Genomic DNA, 18,645 nt, shown 5'->3' with positions numbered 1-18,645 from the left:
AACGTTTAAATGGTATAGTGCCCACGTCGGTTTGGTGTGGGCATTGTTTTAATTTAAATTCAATATATTTATGATGATAGAAGGCTCAACGTACTAAAAGTTATCTTAACGGTTATTCTTTTTTACCACATTGTAACGTTTGCTTTGTATTCAGGTGTTTTATTGGTTGTTCCCATCCGTTGTGTTATTTTCGGGATGATGCTTGGACTCATGCATTAAGTCGCAGCCCATATTCGCAATCGCGAGGATGCTGCCACAACGGATGCTTATTAACCAATTTACATATACCAATGAGATCTTTAAAGCACGTTTCCGATTATTTATTATGCACCATTTTATGGTGTGTCTGTTTGTTTGCCGGTTGTAAGCGGCACATCCCGGAGTTACCCACGAATGAATTGCGGAATGTCACGTTCAAGTTGGCCGGTTTCGAAGCCGAAGTAACCCCCTTGGATGGGATGAAGTCGGCGGCTCTGCAGGCTTTCGATGGGTTGGGCGGTATGCAGGCATTGAAGAACATCGAGCCCGGTTTGGAACCGCAGTACCTCTACTTCTGGTCGTTCAACGCTGAAGATTTGGAGCCTGATATCGCTGTGGATGAGGAAGGGGCGGAGATTACGTTTGAGGCTGTAGCTGCGTCGCCCACATATCCGAATTCGACTTTTGCGGTCGAACCGTATCCCGGGGGTAAGGCATTTAGCCTTCGTGGAGGACGAAATGTTACATTGAAACTGCCGTTGCAGGGTGTAGAATCGCTTTCCGAATTCGCATTCGATATCAGTAGTTCTGACACGGGGCCAAAGGCTTTTTCACTTTCTTATTCGTTTGATGGTGGTGAGACGTATGTGCCCTTCGTTGAAAACCGGCAATTTGCTAATATGGAGGAACAAAAGAGAAATCCCTATCAGTTTGATTTCTCCTCGATATGGGACGGGCTAACAACTGTGTTGAACTTAAAATTTGATTTCCTTGCCGGTGATCGCGATACTATCAGTGACTACAATGAAACACAAGGCACTGTTCGGTTGGACAACATCCGCTTGTCCGGTGTTTACAATGCCGAGGTGGAAACAGGCGACCCCACGGTGCCCACCACGTTGCATTACTATGTTTTTTCGGCCGGAGATGGTGCCGTGGTACAACAGCAGCAGCTATCCATGACGGCATTAGGTGAGGGCGGTGCGCTTGATATCAAGCTGGCAGACGGCAGTTACGATGTGCTATTTGTGGCGTACCGATCTGATAAGGGTATGCTTTTACCCGATAATGTCACCAATGCGAATGAGTTTTATTTCGGGCAGCATTTTAATGACTACCGGGCAGTCACCTACGCCGTGTTATTGGATAATTTGGTGGTAGATGGTCGCGATGCGGAGATGGAGGCAGTACTGAGGCGTTGTTATAGCCTTGTCGAATTCGATTTTACCGACTTAGCCGCCGATTTGTTGCGGGTTAAAAAGATTGAGGTAACGAAGCAACACGGTAATTTCCTCTATACGCCTTTTGGCGAGCCAGCCGAGGAACACATGTCGGATATCCACACGATCGAATTCAGCGGTTTCGATGGTGCCGACGACTATCGGATTGCATTGCACCAGTTTTTTGGATTGCTCGTTGAGGATGAGGCCATAACCTATGAATTGACGGCCTATGGCGAAGGTGGCGTGGCGCTTAATACGGTAACGATATCCCAATCGATACGGAACAACGTGCGGCTACGGCTCCGCGGCCGGCTACTTGGAGATACGGGTGCCATCAACGGGTTTTCCATTGCGCTGGATACCGAGTGGGGAGAGTCGCGGGACCACGAATTCTGACCGGGTCAGGTCCGCGCGCTGAATTAAAGTTGCAGAAAGAGCTGCTTTCTAACCTTAGAAAGCGGCTTTTTTTTGGCGTAAAAAAATGAATTCAGCTGTTCACCTTGCCTTTATTCCGTTGATAAACTCATAGCGTATCCATTTGATTAAATGCCGGAAGTTAATCGGTATAGGTAAGTAATAACTTGACGATGAAACAGCTACAAAGACATACAACATGGCAACGGATGATCTGCATCGTTGCCGTTTGTTTACTGCTTTCGTGCAGTAAGCGGGATAACCCCTCACCGGAGGCGCAGTTGGCCAATATGACATCACAACTATGTCCCAATGTACGCGGTGTGCAGGCCTTGTATTGGGACTTGAACAACGGTGTGCTACGGGGCGACATCCCCGGAGGTCTGCCGACCATTAAGAATCCAGGAGGATATTTTATCCACAGCGGATACCCGGCACTGGGCTTCCAGATGCCGCAAGGGTACCAAGCGTTTGAGCTCAGCGGGAGCAGTACCATCGGTGTAAACGTGCTCCGCAACGATAATAATGTGCTGTGGCGCTATGTCACGACGACTTTCTTCGGCTTGACGAATGCCGAGCAGGTGGTGCAAAGCGAAGTAAACCAGATGCTTGCTAACCTAGGCAATCCGCAATTTACAATTGTATGTAGCAACGGGAGCGCCCAGCAACTGGCCCCGGGAATGCAGTCGACCGTGGCTACCCGGCTGGTCCGTGCAGGTGACTTCACGGCGTTGGTTGTGGCCAACGTCAATGCCTCGCCCGATTTGGGAAGTTCATTCGTGGGTATACAGATGACTATGGCTCCAACAGCTGAATACGATGCGATGGTGCTGGAAACATTCCTTCCCATAGGCTACCAGCTCCTCTTCATCGATCGCGAGAGCGTCCAGGATTCGGATAATGACGGTGTGCCGGATGACCGCGACAGGGCGCCTTTTAATCCGAATATCCAGTAGTAGGATGAAGTTTGAAATTCAACTTGGATAAAATGAAAACCAAAGCAATTACCCTAGTCTTCATGCTCCTGATCGGGGCACTGACCAATTCCTGTAAGAAAGACTCCACAAACCTGCCTGACGACGATGACGGCAATTCCGTTCCGGTTGATGTCAAATTGAAAGATGCTCAAGTGATATTGCCCGCAGGGTCTACTTATGATCTGAATGGCCATGAATTATTTGCAGGAGGCGTTATACAGCCCGTAGATAAAGATGGGAAAACGAAAGTAATACAAAAAGATGGCCAGATTGGTATAGCGTATCTTTTTGACAAGGACGACAATCCTGTGATGGCCGGATTCATTACAGATAGTACGCAAACCATCTCGGTGGCCAGCACAGCGAAGGTGCTGCTGTATTATGTGTTAGGTACGGCGTTTCAGCCGGATACGCTACACGGAGTCTTTGTGAATAATATAGACAAAATACCGGCCGTGTCAGACTGGGTGTCGGCATTTACGGCAGCTTGGAGCAATAACCCCAAAGGATTGTCTTCCGGCTCGTTTGTCCCTGCACTGAAACAGTGGATGTCAAACAACGAGACCGCTATGGGGCTTTCAGCCCCTGTACCTACATCGTTGTCGATGAGCACGAGGGCTTCAAGCATACGGGTAGATGCCAACGATATACGCAGCGGCCTGCGCCTCCATGCCGAGGATTTGGGGCTTTCGGTGACCAACCATTACCGACGTGCCGTAGTAGGATTTGCCTATAAAATGAAGTCTAAAAAAGAAGGCGAACAGCATTTCCGTGATATTCTGCCCCGGCTGGAAGCAAGCACCGATCCGGATGTTGATTTTTGGGTAGACCCTGTTTCGGGAGTCACATCATTTACCGGTACAGTCTACAATAACATCCAGGGAAAAGGACTGGAAGCCAATATGATTACATCCGACCCCGTATCGCTGGACCTGGACGAGGACGAGACCGAAGCGTATTACAAAGTACGCCTGATAGGTCTAGGCGCTGGCACGAAAATATCGTTGTCGGAAGAAATGGAAGAAAATGGGCTGACTAAAAAGGAACTTACAGCCTTTTGTGGAGTTTTTGCCTACCATTTTATCAATGATTTTTTTGTTCCACTGGTAGGGGGCTTCTATAAAGCTGGAGGCTCCCTCCAGGAAGACGGGATGGTCGAACTTTTCGGAGACCTTGTACTGAATACGCCTAAGGTCATGGAGAATATGGTAAAAGGCGATTTTTCAGGTGCTTTTATAGCCACGTTGGATGCGATGGTGGCGACACAGGGACAGACGTTGTTGGTTATGTTGCTCAAAAAAGCATTACCCGATGCCCAAGGAAAAATCGAGGACGTGGCCAAGAAGCTTACCCGGGTGTTTTTAGTAACAGATCTCATTCTTCAGGGTACGGATTGGGCGCGCGTATCCTATCACTGGTACCATTCCAAGGGGCTGGAAGAATGGGAAGTATTGGCCCGGCGCAGCAAGGTGACCCTTACTCCGGGCGAGGCCGCTGTATCCACAAGTGGCGCCTCCAGCCGACAGGAAATCAGTGCGGAAATCAAAGACTTGGACGAAAAGGATAAAGGGAAGGACCGCTCGTATGAATGGACAACAACCGGCAAATACAGTACCCTGTCTGACAGTAAAGGCAATGCCGGGAAAACATTCCGAAGCGCTGATTCAAAGATCGTTTTCCAGGGAATGCAGACCAGTGCACTTACCGATGGAGAAAACTGGGAGCAGGTGTATGTCGCCGTTTACATCGATGATAAGCTGATTGGCCGGGATACGGCAAACGTACGGGTGAACAAAAGCGCTTACCAGATTGGGCCAGAAGCCACGGTTTCCGGACGAAAAGGGAGTGAGAACAAAGTGACGCTATTTATTCGGCCGATCAACAGAAATATGGTGCGGATAGAAAATGACCCGGAAAATGATTACCGCATTTCGTGGAGCACGGCGGGGAAATATGGGGCATTGAGCGGGGATGGGACTTCTCACGTGAAGACCCTCTCCACTACAGCCAATTCGATTGTGTATGAATGTGTAGACAACGAAACCAAATCGGGTACGGAATACATCAGTGCTACCATCTATGTAAAGCCCAAAGGCCAACCGGATAGTGAGTACCAGCTGTTTGAGCGGCTCGAAGGCAAAGTGTTCATCGTGAATGACGAAACGAAGAAAATCATCTATGTACCCATTTCGGTCATCAGCTGGGGCCCCACGGATGACGGTGTTTATACCAGTTGCGGGGCGGGTACGATTTTTTACGTCGATCCCGTGGAAAACGCCGTAAGCTATTCGGCCAGAGTTATCGAATTCAGTCCGGAGGTCATTCCGAGAGTGACGGGGACGGGTGCCTCGTGGACAGCCGCCACCGGCCAGCTTAATGCTGACGGGCAGTATGAGTTTGGTTATGTGCTGGCGACGTCGGGGTGGAGCCCTACTTGGATCGGTCCGCCCGACTGCGCCAAATTCATTGCTGGCGCTGCTTCCAGAACAGGAATGGCCCAAGTCATTGTCACGTTGAAACCGTGAGTGGACTTGTCGAATCCGGATAACGGTCGTTCCAACAAGGAACAAGATATTTGAGTGATAATAAACAGTAAAAAAGAGAAAACACCGGGAATTGTCGCTGTAGTTAATAAAACTATGTATCTTTCGGGCAACCAAAGCAATGCTTAATTTTGGAAAGCCTAAAAGATATGCGGAATGCAGACCCGGAGCGTCTGCTTACCAAAGTTTACACCGATAATTTTAGTTGGCTGCAAGGGTATATCCTGAAGAATTCAGGTACGCTTGAAGATGCCGCAGATGTTTTTCAGGAAAGCGTGAGTGCTGCATGGCTGAACCTGCGGGCGGGGAAATTTCGCGGGGATGCCGAACAGCTCAACGCCTATGTGCGGCAGATCTGCAAATACAAGTGGATAAATCAGCTCAAATCGTCGGGGCGCATCCGGTTGGTGTTGAAAGATGACCTGTCATTATTTGAAGGGGAAGCTGATGACACAGAGCAGTTGGCTAAGCAACTGGAACAGAACCAGCGATTGAACGAGTCGATTGCCCGTATCGGGGAGAAGTGCAGGGAGTTGTTGGGCCGGTTTTACTTTAAGCGGCAGTCGTTGGCAAAAATCGCAGCTGCGATGAATAATACTGAGGAAAGCGTCAAAACTATTAAGTACCGGTGTATGATGCGATTGCGGAAAATCTATTTGGAAAGGCAGCATAACGATGAGTAAATACAGGCAAGATATCAGCCGCGAGGAGTTTGAGCGGATCGAGCGGTACCTGCTTGGCAGTATGGATACTGCTGAGCGTGTGGAGTTTGAGCGTCTATTGTCGGTCGATAAGCCGCTTCGCGACGAGGTGGAATTACAACGGCAGTTGATCGGCGCGGTGGAGGTCGGTGCGTTCACCGCAAGCATAACAACTGAACGGGAAGTGAAAACGCCGCCGACAACTGGCAAACAGTTTGTTTATTGGCGCTATGTGGCCGCAGCCGCGTTACTAATCGGTGTCGGCTTGGTGGGATGGTGGATGTATCGTCAGCAGATGGTATCCGAAGATGACCTGTATGCAGCCTATTTCCGGCCTGACCCCGGGTTGCCGGTGGTGATGAGCAACGATTCGGCCAAATATGTGTTTAATGAAGGGATGATATCGTATAAAGAAGGGAATTATGACGGTGCCATCAATGTATGGAAGCAGCTCGCTGTTGAAAAGGGCGTAACGGATACCTTGCATTATTATACCGGTATAGCATATTTGAATAAAAATGCCGATGCAGTCGCCTTAGATTACTTGGCGCCCCTTTCCGAAAATAAACATTCGGTATTCCACGAAAGAGCAATCTGGTATTTGGCATTGCTGAAGCTGAAAGAGAAAGACTATGTCCAGGCGAAGAGGCTGCTGAAGCAATTACCCGAAAAAGAAGAAGCTGTAGAATTGTTGGATCGAATGGCGAAGTAGGTTGGATCGATATGTTTGTCTCAAGGTTGCTACCCTTATCGCTTTTATTAATCGGTTGTTTCGCCTATGCACAGGAGAGCGACTTTGATAAATCCCAGCGTAATTACCGCGAGAACAACTTGGACAGCGCGCTATACACGATCGATCGGGCCATCGATTTGTATACACGGGCCGGGAAGGCCGACAGCCTGGTGTTTGCCGTTACGCATAAGGCCCTGGTATATGCCAGTACGTCCGGATTGGAGGAGGCCCGGCAACTGATGCGTGCGGCATTGGGGACGATCGATGATTTGCCACACAAAAGTATAGCCAGGGTGGCGGCCTATACGCGTATGGGGCAGCTGGACGTACAACTGTACGATTTGGAGCGGGCGAGACGCTATTTAAAAAAAGCCGAGGATTCTGTGGATAAAGACCTGCCGCCAAATAGGCATTACGTCATCTTGTATCATGCAATAGCCCAGCTGCATCTATCGGCTCAGGATTATCAAACGGCACGGCATTACACGCAGCAAGCCTTCGAACTGAACCTGCAGGTGCAGGGCAGGGGTGGGGCACTGATGGTAAATATATGGCAGACCAATTATTTCATCAGCTATTATAGCGGCGATTATAACCAAGCCCTGCAAGATGGCTTGGAGTTCGAGCGCGCCGTTCGAACGCATTACCCGCACGACCATACGAATACGGGCATGATGCACAACAGTCTTTCCGAAGTGTACCTTGCACTTAATAGGCATGAGGAAGCTTTACACCACCAACACCAGGCCGTGGACATCCACTACGGCAACTACCTCGAAACAGGCAACGGGTACTTCCTGGCAGGGGCATACAGTAATCTGGGAGGATTGTACTATGCGCTGCATGAATATTATTTGGCGAATGTGTACCTGACCAAGGCCCAAAACTTGTTTGACGCTATTTTTGGTGAATTCGGACCAGGTATGTTGGAGACCCTAGTCATGCTGGGAAGCACGAAACAAAAATTGGGATTGGCGCCTGATGCGGAGCGGTCGTTTGAACGGGCGTACCGTTTGCAGCAAGGGCATGTGCCGGATGAGCTAACCAAGAAGGCATATATTGAGAGCTATTACGCCGACTTCCAATTTAGCCAAGACCGGTTTGCAGAAGCTATCGACTACTATGAAAAAGCGATCGCAAATTACCAACGGATGGGATCGGGGAATTCTTACCATAGCCTGTATGCCAAAGCCGACAAAGGGGCTACATTGGGTTATTTGGATCGATGGGAGGAGGCGATCAATATACAACAGGCTGCGTGGGACGACTTTCGCCGGTATTTTCCCCAATTGCAGAACCGTTCGCTTTCATTTTTGGACAACATCAGCACAACCTATCGTCGGGCCGGACGCTTTGAACAAGCCTTGGCGTATTCCGATAGCGTGTTTTTGCGCACCATGCAACTCGAGCAGTTCCCAGCCGATCCATCGGAATGGGTTCCGCGCTTACCTTATAGTTTTAATTCCTGCATATTCTTACTGAACCGGGTTACAATCCTTCACGATTTATATAACCAAACCGGACAACGGCAACACTTGGTAGAAATACTCAAAATAATTGATGCGTACAGTGCATTTTTCGCGGCTAATTTATACGCGTTCCGGTCGCAGGCTTCGCTCATTGAGCAAGCCGATACGAATAAAAAATTATTTTCGATCGGCGTCGAATCCTGTTGGGCATTATCCGGCGAAGGGAACGATTCAGACTATTTGGAAAAAGCATTAGATTATGCAGAACGTAGCAAAGCATTACTACTGCGCTTGGCATCAAACAACCTGATGGTGGATGCTACGCTAGGTAGCGACGACCCGACCGCTGCGCGCGACCATGGCTTCCGCATCCGGATAAACAGCCTCAACGAACAATACCTCAACGAACCTCAAGCCAGTGATTCCCTGCTTCGTTTATTAACGGGGAGCATGGAAGATTACCGGCGATTCCAAGATAGCCTCAAGCAGTCGGGCGATGAATCGTTTCTCGCCAAATACGATCTGGAACCGTACAGTCTTGCGGAAATCCGTGAGAAATTGCTCGGTAAACGGGAAACGCTCATCCACTACGCCGTGACCGATGAGTCGGTGTTTGTTTTTGTCATTACTGCCAATGGGTTTTATGTCCGCCGCATGGAAAAGGAAATCTTGGATGACATCCAAGCATTGCGGCACCTTCATGGCGTTTCCGCTCGCCAATTCGTAACCTCGTCACACCGGCTTTACGGGGAGTTAATCGAGCCAATCGTTCCTTATTTTGATTCTAACCGCTTGCTTGTCATCCCGGATGCATCTCTGTATTACCTCAATTTCGAATTGTTGTTGCAACATGAGAACGAAATGCATTTCGGAAAAATGCCTTACCTGATCAAACAGTATACGTTCTCCTACCTGCTGTCTGCATCAAGCGCCATTCGTATCAAAGAGGCCAAATCGAAACGGGTCGGGGGGAAGGCACTGCTGTTCGTTCCCGTGTTTTCCACGGAAATGAAAGAAGCATTCCGTCAGGCGTCGGCCGCGAATGCCGAGCCGGATGACCCGTATTATTACCTGAATAGGCAGCCCTTCTCGTTGCAGGCTGCACAGCAGATCGGCCGCTTCGTTGCCCATGATCTGTTTGCCGAACAGCAGGCGCAGGAAGGGGCGTTCAAAGCGCATGCAGCGCAGTATCGCGTACTGCATCTCGGTACGCATGCCGAGATAAATAACCTGTCGCCCATGCAGTCGAGATTGTTTTTTGCAAAATCCTTGCCTGGCGACACCGCCGACACCGATGATGGGTATTTGCATGCCTATGAGATTTATGGCATGCAGCTACGTGCGGAGTTGGCAGTGCTCACGGCCTGCGAAACGGGGCGCGGGGCATTACGCAACGGGGAGGGCGTGATTTCGTTGGCCCACAGTTTCCTGCAAGCGGGGTGTTCGGGCGTGGTCATGTCCCTATGGAAAATCGACGAGAAAACGAATGCGGATATTGTGTCGAAATTTTACGAATACCTATCAAAAGGGATGGATAAGAGCGAAGCTCTTCGCAACGCTAAACTTGATTTTATAGCAGCAAACGACGGGGAACTGGACCATCCTTATTACTGGGCAGGGTTGTCTCTGATTGGTGATAGCGACCCGATATATACGGAACGTCGTTGGCGCTATCGGCTTATCGGGCTGGTGGCCGCCGTTGCATTCGTCGCGGGGTGGATTTATTTTTCGCGGCGTAAAATGAAGACCGGATAGATGACAAGGCTTGATGTGCCTTGGTAATGAGTCGCTTATCGCTAAGTAACGATACGTAGAAAAAACATTGAAATATTTCTATTTCGTTTGTTGACCTTTTGTGGTTTTACCCCATAGCTATGTAGTAATTGGTTTCACGCTAATCAACTATAACTATGGGTAAAAATAAATTACTTTTCACATGCTTATTGGTGTGCGGTATGCATGCATCGTACGCGCAGACCGAGTCTGAGCCGAATAATGCCCTTGACCAGGCGAACCTGATCGCAGCCGAACAAGAGGTTGCGGGCGACATTGGGACAGCCGGGGATCGGTATGATTACTATAAAACCTTCTTGCCTGCTTCCGGTACGGTGACGGTCTATCTGGAAGGCACGCATACGGGCGGCAGTACGGGGTCCTTCTCTTTCTATGCGTATGACAAAGGCGGCCGGCAGATCGCCCGGCAAACGACGGTTGGCGGTAATGTATCCGAAGGCGAAAGCGTCACGGATACGATCCTCATCACATCCCGCGCGGTGGACAGCATCTATTTTGTGGTTTACCAAGGTAGCAACCGTTCGTTCACTTATCAATTGAGCTACGAAGTGCTCAACCAGCACCCTGATGATGCCGAGCCTAACAATGGGTTTGCACAAGCCATCGTGGTGAATGAAGGGGATAGCATACGTGGCCAAATTGGCTACGTGGCCAATGGAGTAACCGACCGCTACGACTATTACAAAACCCTGTTGCCGGAAGACGGCACGGTGAAGGTATATCTTGAAGGGGTTCATACCGGAGGAAGTACCGGCTCTTTCTCGTTCTATGCTTACGATAAAAGCAACCGGCAAATCGCAAGACAGACCACCGTGGGGAGTAACGTATCTCCTGGGGGTGTGATCCGCGACACCATCGAGATACACTCCCGGGCTGTAGACAGTATATACTTTGTCGTATATCAAGGTAGCAGTCGCTCGTTCGGATATGAAATGCGGTATGAGGTAGTGGATCGTAGCCCCAATGACCCGGAGGTGAATGACGCTTTTAACCAAGCGGCAGACTTGGTGGAACTAGAGACGGTAAACGGGCATATTGGCTACGTGGCTGACGGGGTAACCGACCGGTACGACTACTACAAAACCCTGTTGCCCGAAGACGGCACCGTGAAGATATACCTTGAGGGAGTTCATACCGGCGGAAGCGCCGGTTCTTTCTCGTTCTACGCCTTCGATAAAAGCAATCGGCAAATCGCCAGGCAAACGACGGTAGGAAGTAACGTATCCGCGGGGGAGGTGGTCCGCGACACCATTGAGCTGTATTCCCGTGCTGCGGATAGTCTGTATTTCAGTATTTACCAAGGCAGTAGCCGGTCGTTCAGCTATACGCTGCGGTATGAAATGGTTGAAAAGGGCGTGATTGATTGGGAACCTGATAATACGTTTCAGGAGGCGACGACGGTGGATGTGGCGGATGCCATTGAAGGGCATATCGGGTATGTAGCCGATGGGGTGACGGACCGTAATGACTATTACGTACTCGAAGTACCTGCTAACGGTAATATTGATATATACGTAGCCGGGTTGAACACCAGTGGCCGGCCGGCCGGATTCCACATCTATGCGTATGATACGAATCGACGGGGGGTGGCCTCGCAGCGAGTGGGTGGCAGCACGGTTGACCACGGTGTGTGGGTACGCGATACCGTCAGCCTCGCTTGCGTGCAAACCGACAGCCTCTATATAAGGGTGTACCAAGGGGGTACGGGGTCGTTCCAGTATGAAATTGAAATGGACCACATTGACCACCAGCCTCATGCGGCCTTTGACTTTGAACGGGTGGGCAATGAAATCGGCTTCAGGGCTGCGGCGGGCAACGCAGACGAATACCGGTGGGATTTTGGCGATGGTACCGCCGCAACCGGTAGGTTCCCGATGAAAACCTATGGCTTTGGCAGTTATACGGCGAGACTGATTGCGGTGAATAGCGTTTGTGGGCTTACTGATACCGCCGAATACACGTTTGATTTCAAAGGTGTGGAATACTTCACACCCACGTCCGTGGGCAAGGGCGGCGATGGCATGATTCAGGTGTTTGGAGGAGGGTTGTCGGAAAACACAGTGATTACGCTAAGCAAGGGCGGCAATACGCTTCAGCCAGATGGCGTGTATGCGGGCCCGAAAGGGACAAGTATGACCGCCACCTTCGACCTGCACTTTGCCGAGGAAGGTGAATACGATGTAACCATCCATATACCGGGTGAAAACCCGTTGGTTTACCCGGGGGCATTCACCATCGGCTCGTTTGTCTATCCTACGACTTGGTCCGAAGTAACCGGTCCTGACGAATGGCGCGTAGGCCGGGAAACACGCTTCAACCTGGTGGTGGGTAACAAAGGCAACGTAACCGCTTCGGGGGTGATCGTGGGGTTGCTGTGGCCAAAGAGTGTTGACCTCAATTTTGAACACAAGCAAATCGTACCACCCGCCGATGGCACTACGACCATTTTCGATGATGATGGAGACACCTTTACGCTGTCCAATGCCGAAATCCAGCATATCTATGAGGAGCTCGATACGGCCACCCCGATCGACTCATTCAAGAATGAACCTTACGATGGGTATATGCGGCTGTTAATAATCCCGCATGTCCCAGCAGGTACCACCTATGAGCTGCCTTTCAATGTCCGGGCCACCAGCCCGAGTGCACAGAATTTTATCACCTTTACGCTAAAGCCAAACTATTTCGGGTCGTGTGAAACACCTAATTATGCAGATGTTTCGATGAATGCGGCATCGGAAATGATAGACTTGGTGGATATGATGGCAGATAATACCAAGAACGTGCCGTTGCAGACGTTGACCAAAACCTTGAAAGTGGGGCAGAAACACTTGGGCGTTAGCGCAAAATATGCCGGAGCAAAATTCTGGTCGTGGTGGGATGGGTATGACATGAGCGCCGAAACCTACGCAGATATCTGGCAGGACCTGGATGCGGCAAACGAATATGCGCTGATAACTGCCACAGAAGAAGTGGGGAAATTGATGTTGTCAAAAGGTTTACAAGGTAGACAGGACATGCTGAATGCCCGGAAGCAGAAGACGGATTTTATTAATAAGCGGCTGGCCAATAACCAAGGCATGTCGTCGGATACCTGGATGAGGTATCAGGAAAAATTACTCGAGCTATCCAAGCTTCCGGATGCCGCCTCAGAAATAAACCGCCTGAAGAGGCTTGAGAAAATGTTTGATACCGTTGATAAATTGAAAACCTTGGAAGACAAGCGGCAGGCGTTGATGGATGTACTCGACGACTGCCCCGAGCTGGCCGAGCAACTGAAGGATTTACTGGACGAAGTGGATCGGGAGCTCACGCCGCGTGACGAACGTGAAAAGGAAACCCGGTCAGTAGGTTCCATGGATCCGAATGCCATTTACGGCCCATCCGGAGTCGGTACGGGTCGGTTTGTGAACAGCGTAGACAGGCAGTCTTTCCTGGTAACGTTTGAAAACGTCGATACTGCATCCGCTGCCGCACAAATCGTACGCGTCTTGGATACGTTGGATGCGAATGTATTTGATCTCTCTTCCTTTGAATTCGGTAACGTCACGATCGGCACGGATAATTACCGGGTGCCTAAACGGAGAAAGGAATTTGTCCTGGACCTCGACCCCGTGCCGGGGAGACCATTGCGTGTGCGAATCAATGCGGCTTTGGATACGCTGACCGGCATTATCGAATGGCAGTTCTTTTCTGTCGATCCGCAGACCGGTGACATCCCCGTATTGGATGGTTTTCTACCACCGAATGTCAACTTCCCTGAGGGTGAAGGGTCGGTGTCTTATTCGGTAAATCTCAGGGAAGACATTGGCAACGGCGTGGTTGTGCGTAATCGGGCGTCCATTATATTTGACGAAAACGAACCCATACTAACCAATATATGGCAAAATACGACGGACCTATTGGCGCCCCAAAGTACAGTCATCGCGGAGGTAAAGGCGGATACCGTGGTCCACTTACGGCTGAGCGGCAATGACGGCGGCTCCGGGCTGGGGTATTACCACATTTATTTTTCGGAAAATGGAGGGGAGTGGTTCCCCTTTACTGGCACTTCGCAAGATACGTTGAGCTTCGTTGGGGAAATTGGTGGGACCTATAGCTTTTATGTTACTTCGGACGACCGGGTAGGTAATCGGGAATCGAAGGCACCGGTGACGGAAGCGACGGTCAGCATTGGTGATGGGGTTCTTGAGCGGGAGCCGTCGGCCAAGCCGTTCATCCTGGCACCCAACCCGAGCTCAACGGGTACGCCATCGATTATTTCTACGAATTATACGGGGGCGGTGACGGTACGCGTAGCGAATGTGCTCGGCCAGGAGATGGTGAGGCCCACACGCCTGGAAATGCATGCGGGAGTGGGTACGCCAATAGACCTTAGCCGGCTGGGGACAGGTATCTATTTTATCGTGATTCGCCAGGAAGATGGAAAGGTGTACCGCGATAAACTGATCATTCATAAACCATAAACGATTACAACATGAAGAATAAACGATTGCTTACAGTCATTGTGTGTATACTGGCCTATCCGTTGCTCCACGCCCAACAGCCTGGGCAACCCAGCACGCTCCACACGTTGGTGCCGTTTCTAACGATTGCGCCGGATTCACGTGCGGGGGGAATGGGGGAAACCGGCGTAGCGACGCGGCCCGACGCCAATTCGATGCATTGGAACCCTGCAAAATATGCCTTTGCCGAAGATGGCGCGGGGATTAGTCTTTCCTATATACCTTGGCTGCGGCAGTATGCAGATGATGTTCATCTCAGCTACCTGGCGGGATACTACACCTTGGATTACCGCCAGAAATTGGCCGGGTCAATTCGGTATTTCTCGTATGGCAGTGTGGATTTTACCGATAGTTGGGGCAATGGCCTTCAACAATACAAACCCCGAGAGTTTGCGGCAGATGTGGCGTATGTTCGTAAATTTCCCGAGTATTTTTCGTTGGGATTGGCGGTCCGGTACATCCGGTCGGACCTTGGCGCAGGGGTATTTGATGGGGTGACCGTACAACCGGTCAGTGCCGTGGGAGCGGATGCTTCCTTCTATTTCAGCAGTCCGGTGATATGGGGTGGCCACGATGCGGTAGTGTCGGCGGGGGTAAACCTGTCCAACATCGGCCTGAAGATTGTCCATGCTGCCGATGGGGCCTCCTTGCCGACCAATCTCGGCGTAGGTGTAAACGTCGATTATGAACTTGACGACCGAAATACGTTGGGGGTGGCTTTAGATGTGAACAAGCTGATGGCTTGGAATAATGCGAGTCAAGGCAGCGAGGCGGCATTGCGGCGGGGACTAACCTGGGGTGTCGGTGCAGCGTACGAGTATGACGACTTATTGACCGGCCGGTTGGGGTATTTTTACGAGCACCCGTCTGCTGGCAACCGGCGGTTTTTTACAGTGGGTGCTGGCGTGGTGTACCGGTCGCTCAACTTTGATTTTGCCTATATGGTGCCGGTATCGAATGAGCATCCGCTTGGCAAGTCATTGCGGTTGTCTATCGGGTACTACTTTTATTAAAACGCTTCGCTCAGCGCGAGGTAGAAGCCTCCTTGCCGCTTTTCGCCCGGGCGCTTTTCGCCGAATCCGTATTCGAACCGGATGCTGCTCTGGTGTTCCAAATCGAAGAAGTAGCGCATGCCGCCCCCAAAGGAAGGTACGAAGCGGGCGTTAGACAGTCCATTGCGGTAGGTGGAGCCAGTACCTGCGAAGGCGGCTACGCCTAGCCGTGGATGGAAACGGTAGCGTAATTCACTCTGTGCGGCTAGCAAACTCCGGTCGCGGTAACGGCCGTTGTAATAACCACGCATCATCATGTCGCCACCCAGTTCGCGGTAAACATAGAAAGGTACTCGACTGCCGAATGATGTCTTATAGTGGGCATTCAAACCCAAGGTGAGCGCCGCGGTGAGCGGAACGAACGTGCGCAGGTCGACATCGAACAAGCTGCCCCGAAAATTAGTGCCGCCGCCGAATCCCGGGGAGTAAGCATATTTGGCCCGTGCATAGTACCCTTTGGTGGTGTAGGTATTGCGGTTCCGGGTATCATAGAGCTGTGAGATACCCAGTGCAAAGTGGTACCCGCCCTGTTGCCCATAGGGCTCGCTGCTTTCAAAAATACCCCCGCTCTCCTTGTCGGAAAATCTGTAGTGCTCGTAAGCAATGTTTACCCCGGCGTAGTAATGGGGGGTTAATTCGCGCTCGCCTTCCAACCGAACCCGGACCAGCTGCATAAGCACCACATCTTCGTCTTGTGCGGCTGTTTCATTCCCCAGCCCGTAGAAATTAAACGGGAAGTTGCGGAAGCGCAGCTCGCTGATGTAGTGGTAGCGGTTGCCGGTGGTCCAGATATCGGATTCTAATTTAAGGTTGGTTTGCCGTTGAGTGGTGAACGTACCAATGAATGTGACGTTGGAAGTGCGGATGTTGGTATCTGCTTTGTTCGCGTAGAAATTGTAAACGCCAGCGAGACCAAATTCCAATCCTGTCTCCTGTGCATACCCCAGTGCTGGCAGTACCACGAATCCCGCTGAACGTGTGGTGTCTTTGTCGGCTGAAACGAAACGCTTGATAAGCTTGTGGTCCCAAAAGCCCTTGCGTTCCTGCGAAATAGCCGGGAATACAAGGCTTGGGAGTAATAGGTAAAGCAAACAGCGGAGTATGATACCCATAGCGTAATTTATGCGGCGAAGATACGGATAAGAAGCGGAATGTGATACCCTGTCAAATCGGTGTGCCCCGCAGATTTACATTTTTGCAAATAATTTTTGTATTAAACCAAGTTTATATATCTTTGCAGTCCCTAAGAAAAGGGGTGTTTTTCGAGGGTTGCCTCCTTAGCTTATTCGCCGGCTGGCTAGAATTGACAGGTAATCATTTAGGTTGCTGGGTGATTACTGAACAAGGGGGGTGTTTTTTGAAAATTGTTTTTTTTGAGATATTGCCTCCTTAGCTCAGCTGGTAGAGCAACTGACTTGTAATCAGTAGGTCGCTGGTTCGATCCCGGCAGGGGGCTCAAAAAAAGATTGGGGGGATTCCAGAGCGGTCAAATGGGACGGACTGTAAATCCGTTGCTTCGGCTTCGAAGGTTCGAATCCTTCTCCCCCCACACAAGCGGAAGTAGCTCAATTGGTAGAGCGATAGCCTTCCAAGCTATAGGTTGCGGGTTCGAGACCCGTCTTCCGCTCGTAATGTGTCGATTGTGCTCCGTCAGCCCATCACTTGGTGATTGTCGGGGTCATGATTGTAAACACGCAAGCCGATGTAGCTCAGCGGTAGAGCACTTCCTTGGTAAGGAAGAGGTCATGGGTTCAAGTCCCATCATTGGCTCGTAAGGGTAACATAAGGTTAACATTTATACATTAAAATTTTAAATTACTAATTCGCATAAACATGGCAAAAGAGAAATTTGACCGCAGTAAGCCGCACTTAAACATTGGTACGATCGGTCACGTTGACCACGGTAAGACAACCACTACCGCTGCAATTACGAAAGTATTGTCAGACAAGGGGTTTTCTGAAGCCCGCTCATTTGATTCGATTGACTCCGCTCCGGAAGAAAAAGAGCGCGGTATCACCATTAATACATCACACGTTGAATACCAGACTGCTAATCGCCACTATGCACACGTTGACTGCCCCGGACACGCCGACTATGTGAAGAACATGGTTACCGGTGCTGCCCAGATGGACGGTGCTATCATCGTGGTAGCTGCTACGGATGGTCCGATGCCCCAAACGCGTGAACACATCCTGTTGGCTCGCCAGGTAGGTGTACCTGCATTGGTTGTTTTCATGAACAAAGTGGATTTGGTAGACGACCCTGAGTTGTTGGATTTGGTTGAAATGGAAATCCGCGAGCTGCTGTCATTCTACGAATACCCTGGCGACGATATCCCGGTAATCCGTGGTTCTGCCCTGGGTGGTCTGAATGGCGAAGAGCAGTGGGTTGAAAAGATTATGGAACTGATGGAAGCGGTAGATAACTACATCCCGATTCCTCCACGGTTGACGGACCTTCCGTTCCTGATGCCGATTGAGGACGTGTTCTCGATTACCGGCCGCGGCACGGTGGCTACCGGTCGTATCGAACGGGGTGTGATCAATACCGGTGATCCGGTTGAAATCCTCGGGATGGGTGCCGAAAACTTGAAGTCTACCGTTACAGGGGTGGAAATGTTCCGTAAAATCCTGGACTATGGCGAAGCTGGTGATAACGTAGGCCTATTGCTGCGTGGTATTGAGAAAACCGATATCCGCCGCGGTATGGTAATCTGTAAACCTGGGTCGGTTACTCCCCATACGGAGTTCAAGGCAGAAGTTTACGTGTTGTCAAAAGCAGAAGGTGGCCGTCACACGCCGTTCTTCAACAAATACCGTCCGCAATTCTATTTCCGTACCACAGACGTAACGGGCGAAATTTCGTTGCCTGATGGTGTAGAAATGGTTATGCCAGGTGATAACGTAACAATCACTGTGAAGCTGATTAACGCTATCGCAATGGAAAAAGGCCTCCGTTTCGCTATTCGCGAAGGTGGCAGAACGGTAGGTGCCGGTCAGGTAACCGAAATTCTTAAGTAATCCACCCTCCGGGTG

The 18,645-nt window shown here is 50.4% G+C and carries 10 protein-coding genes and 4 tRNA genes; 13 read left to right on the top strand and 1 reads right to left on the bottom strand.

Features of this window, described 5'->3' with window-relative positions:
* Positions 1-290 precede the first annotated feature (290 nt).
* The 8 genes from NGM62_RS09865 (at position 291) to porV (ending at position 15,570) form a co-directional block, all read left to right on the top strand.
* Positions 291-1,817 carry a hypothetical protein gene (locus NGM62_RS09865; protein ID WP_262247570.1) on the top strand — a complete coding sequence of 509 codons (1,527 nt, stop codon included), beginning with the start codon at positions 291-293 and terminating at the stop codon, positions 1,815-1,817.
* 191 nt (positions 1,818-2,008) lie between these two features.
* Positions 2,009-2,791 carry a hypothetical protein gene (locus tag NGM62_RS09860; RefSeq protein ID WP_262247569.1) on the top strand — a complete coding sequence of 261 codons (783 nt, stop codon included), beginning with the start codon at positions 2,009-2,011 and terminating at the stop codon, positions 2,789-2,791.
* Between the two features lie 32 nt (positions 2,792-2,823).
* The gene (locus tag NGM62_RS09855; protein ID WP_262247568.1) at positions 2,824-5,337 is read left to right on the top strand and encodes a hypothetical protein; all 2,514 of its coding nucleotides are present in this window, start codon (positions 2,824-2,826) and stop codon (positions 5,335-5,337) included.
* Between the two features lie 149 nt (positions 5,338-5,486).
* Positions 5,487-6,038 carry an RNA polymerase sigma factor gene (locus NGM62_RS09850; protein ID WP_262247567.1) on the top strand — a complete coding sequence of 184 codons (552 nt, stop codon included), beginning with the start codon at positions 5,487-5,489 and terminating at the stop codon, positions 6,036-6,038.
* On the top strand, positions 6,031-6,768 hold the full coding sequence (locus NGM62_RS09845) for a hypothetical protein (protein ID WP_262247566.1): 738 nt from the start codon (positions 6,031-6,033) through the stop codon (positions 6,766-6,768). Before NGM62_RS09850 ends, NGM62_RS09845 begins: the two co-directional genes overlap by 8 nt.
* An 11-nt stretch (positions 6,769-6,779) precedes the next feature.
* Complete coding sequence (locus NGM62_RS09840; RefSeq protein ID WP_262247565.1) at positions 6,780-10,013, top strand: CHAT domain-containing protein; 3,234 nt, start codon at positions 6,780-6,782, stop codon at positions 10,011-10,013.
* Positions 10,014-10,168: 155 nt separating this feature from the next.
* Positions 10,169-14,518 carry a DUF7619 domain-containing protein gene (locus NGM62_RS09835; protein WP_262247563.1) on the top strand — a complete coding sequence of 1,450 codons (4,350 nt, stop codon included), beginning with the start codon at positions 10,169-10,171 and terminating at the stop codon, positions 14,516-14,518.
* An 11-nt stretch (positions 14,519-14,529) separates the two neighbouring features.
* Positions 14,530-15,570: a type IX secretion system outer membrane channel protein PorV gene (gene porV, locus NGM62_RS09830; protein ID WP_262247562.1), complete on the top strand. Its 1,041-nt coding sequence runs from the start codon at positions 14,530-14,532 to the stop codon at positions 15,568-15,570.
* Here the strand turns inward: porV and NGM62_RS09825 are convergent.
* Positions 15,567-16,721 (bottom strand): outer membrane protein assembly factor, encoded by a 1,155-nt coding sequence (locus tag NGM62_RS09825; protein ID WP_262247560.1) that lies wholly within the window; start codon positions 16,719-16,721, stop codon positions 15,567-15,569. The genes porV and NGM62_RS09825 overlap by 4 nt on opposite strands.
* 271 nt (positions 16,722-16,992) lie before the next feature.
* Between NGM62_RS09825 and NGM62_RS09820 the strand changes: the two genes are divergently transcribed.
* The 5 genes from NGM62_RS09820 (at position 16,993) to tuf (ending at position 18,630) form a co-directional block, all read left to right on the top strand.
* Positions 16,993-17,065, top strand: a tRNA-Thr gene (locus NGM62_RS09820).
* Positions 17,066-17,077: 12 nt separating this feature from the next.
* Positions 17,078-17,158 (top strand) — tRNA-Tyr (locus NGM62_RS09815).
* A gap of 5 nt (positions 17,159-17,163) precedes the next feature.
* Positions 17,164-17,236, top strand: a tRNA-Gly gene (locus NGM62_RS09810).
* Positions 17,237-17,307: 71 nt separating this feature from the next.
* Positions 17,308-17,379 (top strand) — tRNA-Thr (locus NGM62_RS09805).
* 63 nt (positions 17,380-17,442) lie between these two features.
* Positions 17,443-18,630, top strand: coding sequence for an elongation factor Tu (tuf, locus tag NGM62_RS09800; RefSeq protein ID WP_262247558.1), 1,188 nt, complete (start codon positions 17,443-17,445; stop codon positions 18,628-18,630).
* Positions 18,631-18,645 lie beyond the last annotated feature (15 nt).

This window comes from Parapedobacter soli, from assembly GCF_025460835.1.
Taxonomy (GTDB): Bacteria; Bacteroidota; Bacteroidia; order Sphingobacteriales; family Sphingobacteriaceae; genus Parapedobacter; species Parapedobacter soli.
Note: the sequence above shows the minus strand (reverse complement) of the source record. Positions and strands in the feature narration are given on the sequence as shown.

Coding starts and splice junctions, on each gene's coding strand:
- NGM62_RS09865 (WP_262247570.1), top strand. CDS start 291: ATGAGATCTTTAAAGCACGTTTCCGATTATTTATTATGCACCATTTTA.
- NGM62_RS09860 (WP_262247569.1), top strand. CDS start 2,009: ATGAAACAGCTACAAAGACATACAACATGGCAACGGATGATCTGCATC.
- NGM62_RS09855 (WP_262247568.1), top strand. CDS start 2,824: ATGAAAACCAAAGCAATTACCCTAGTCTTCATGCTCCTGATCGGGGCA.
- NGM62_RS09845 (WP_262247566.1), top strand. CDS start 6,031: ATGAGTAAATACAGGCAAGATATCAGCCGCGAGGAGTTTGAGCGGATC.
- NGM62_RS09840 (WP_262247565.1), top strand. CDS start 6,780: ATGTTTGTCTCAAGGTTGCTACCCTTATCGCTTTTATTAATCGGTTGT.
- NGM62_RS09835 (WP_262247563.1), top strand. CDS start 10,169: ATGGGTAAAAATAAATTACTTTTCACATGCTTATTGGTGTGCGGTATG.
- porV (WP_262247562.1), top strand. CDS start 14,530: ATGAAGAATAAACGATTGCTTACAGTCATTGTGTGTATACTGGCCTAT.
- NGM62_RS09825 (WP_262247560.1), bottom strand. CDS start 16,721: ATGGGTATCATACTCCGCTGTTTGCTTTACCTATTACTCCCAAGCCTT.
- tuf (WP_262247558.1), top strand. CDS start 17,443: ATGGCAAAAGAGAAATTTGACCGCAGTAAGCCGCACTTAAACATTGGT.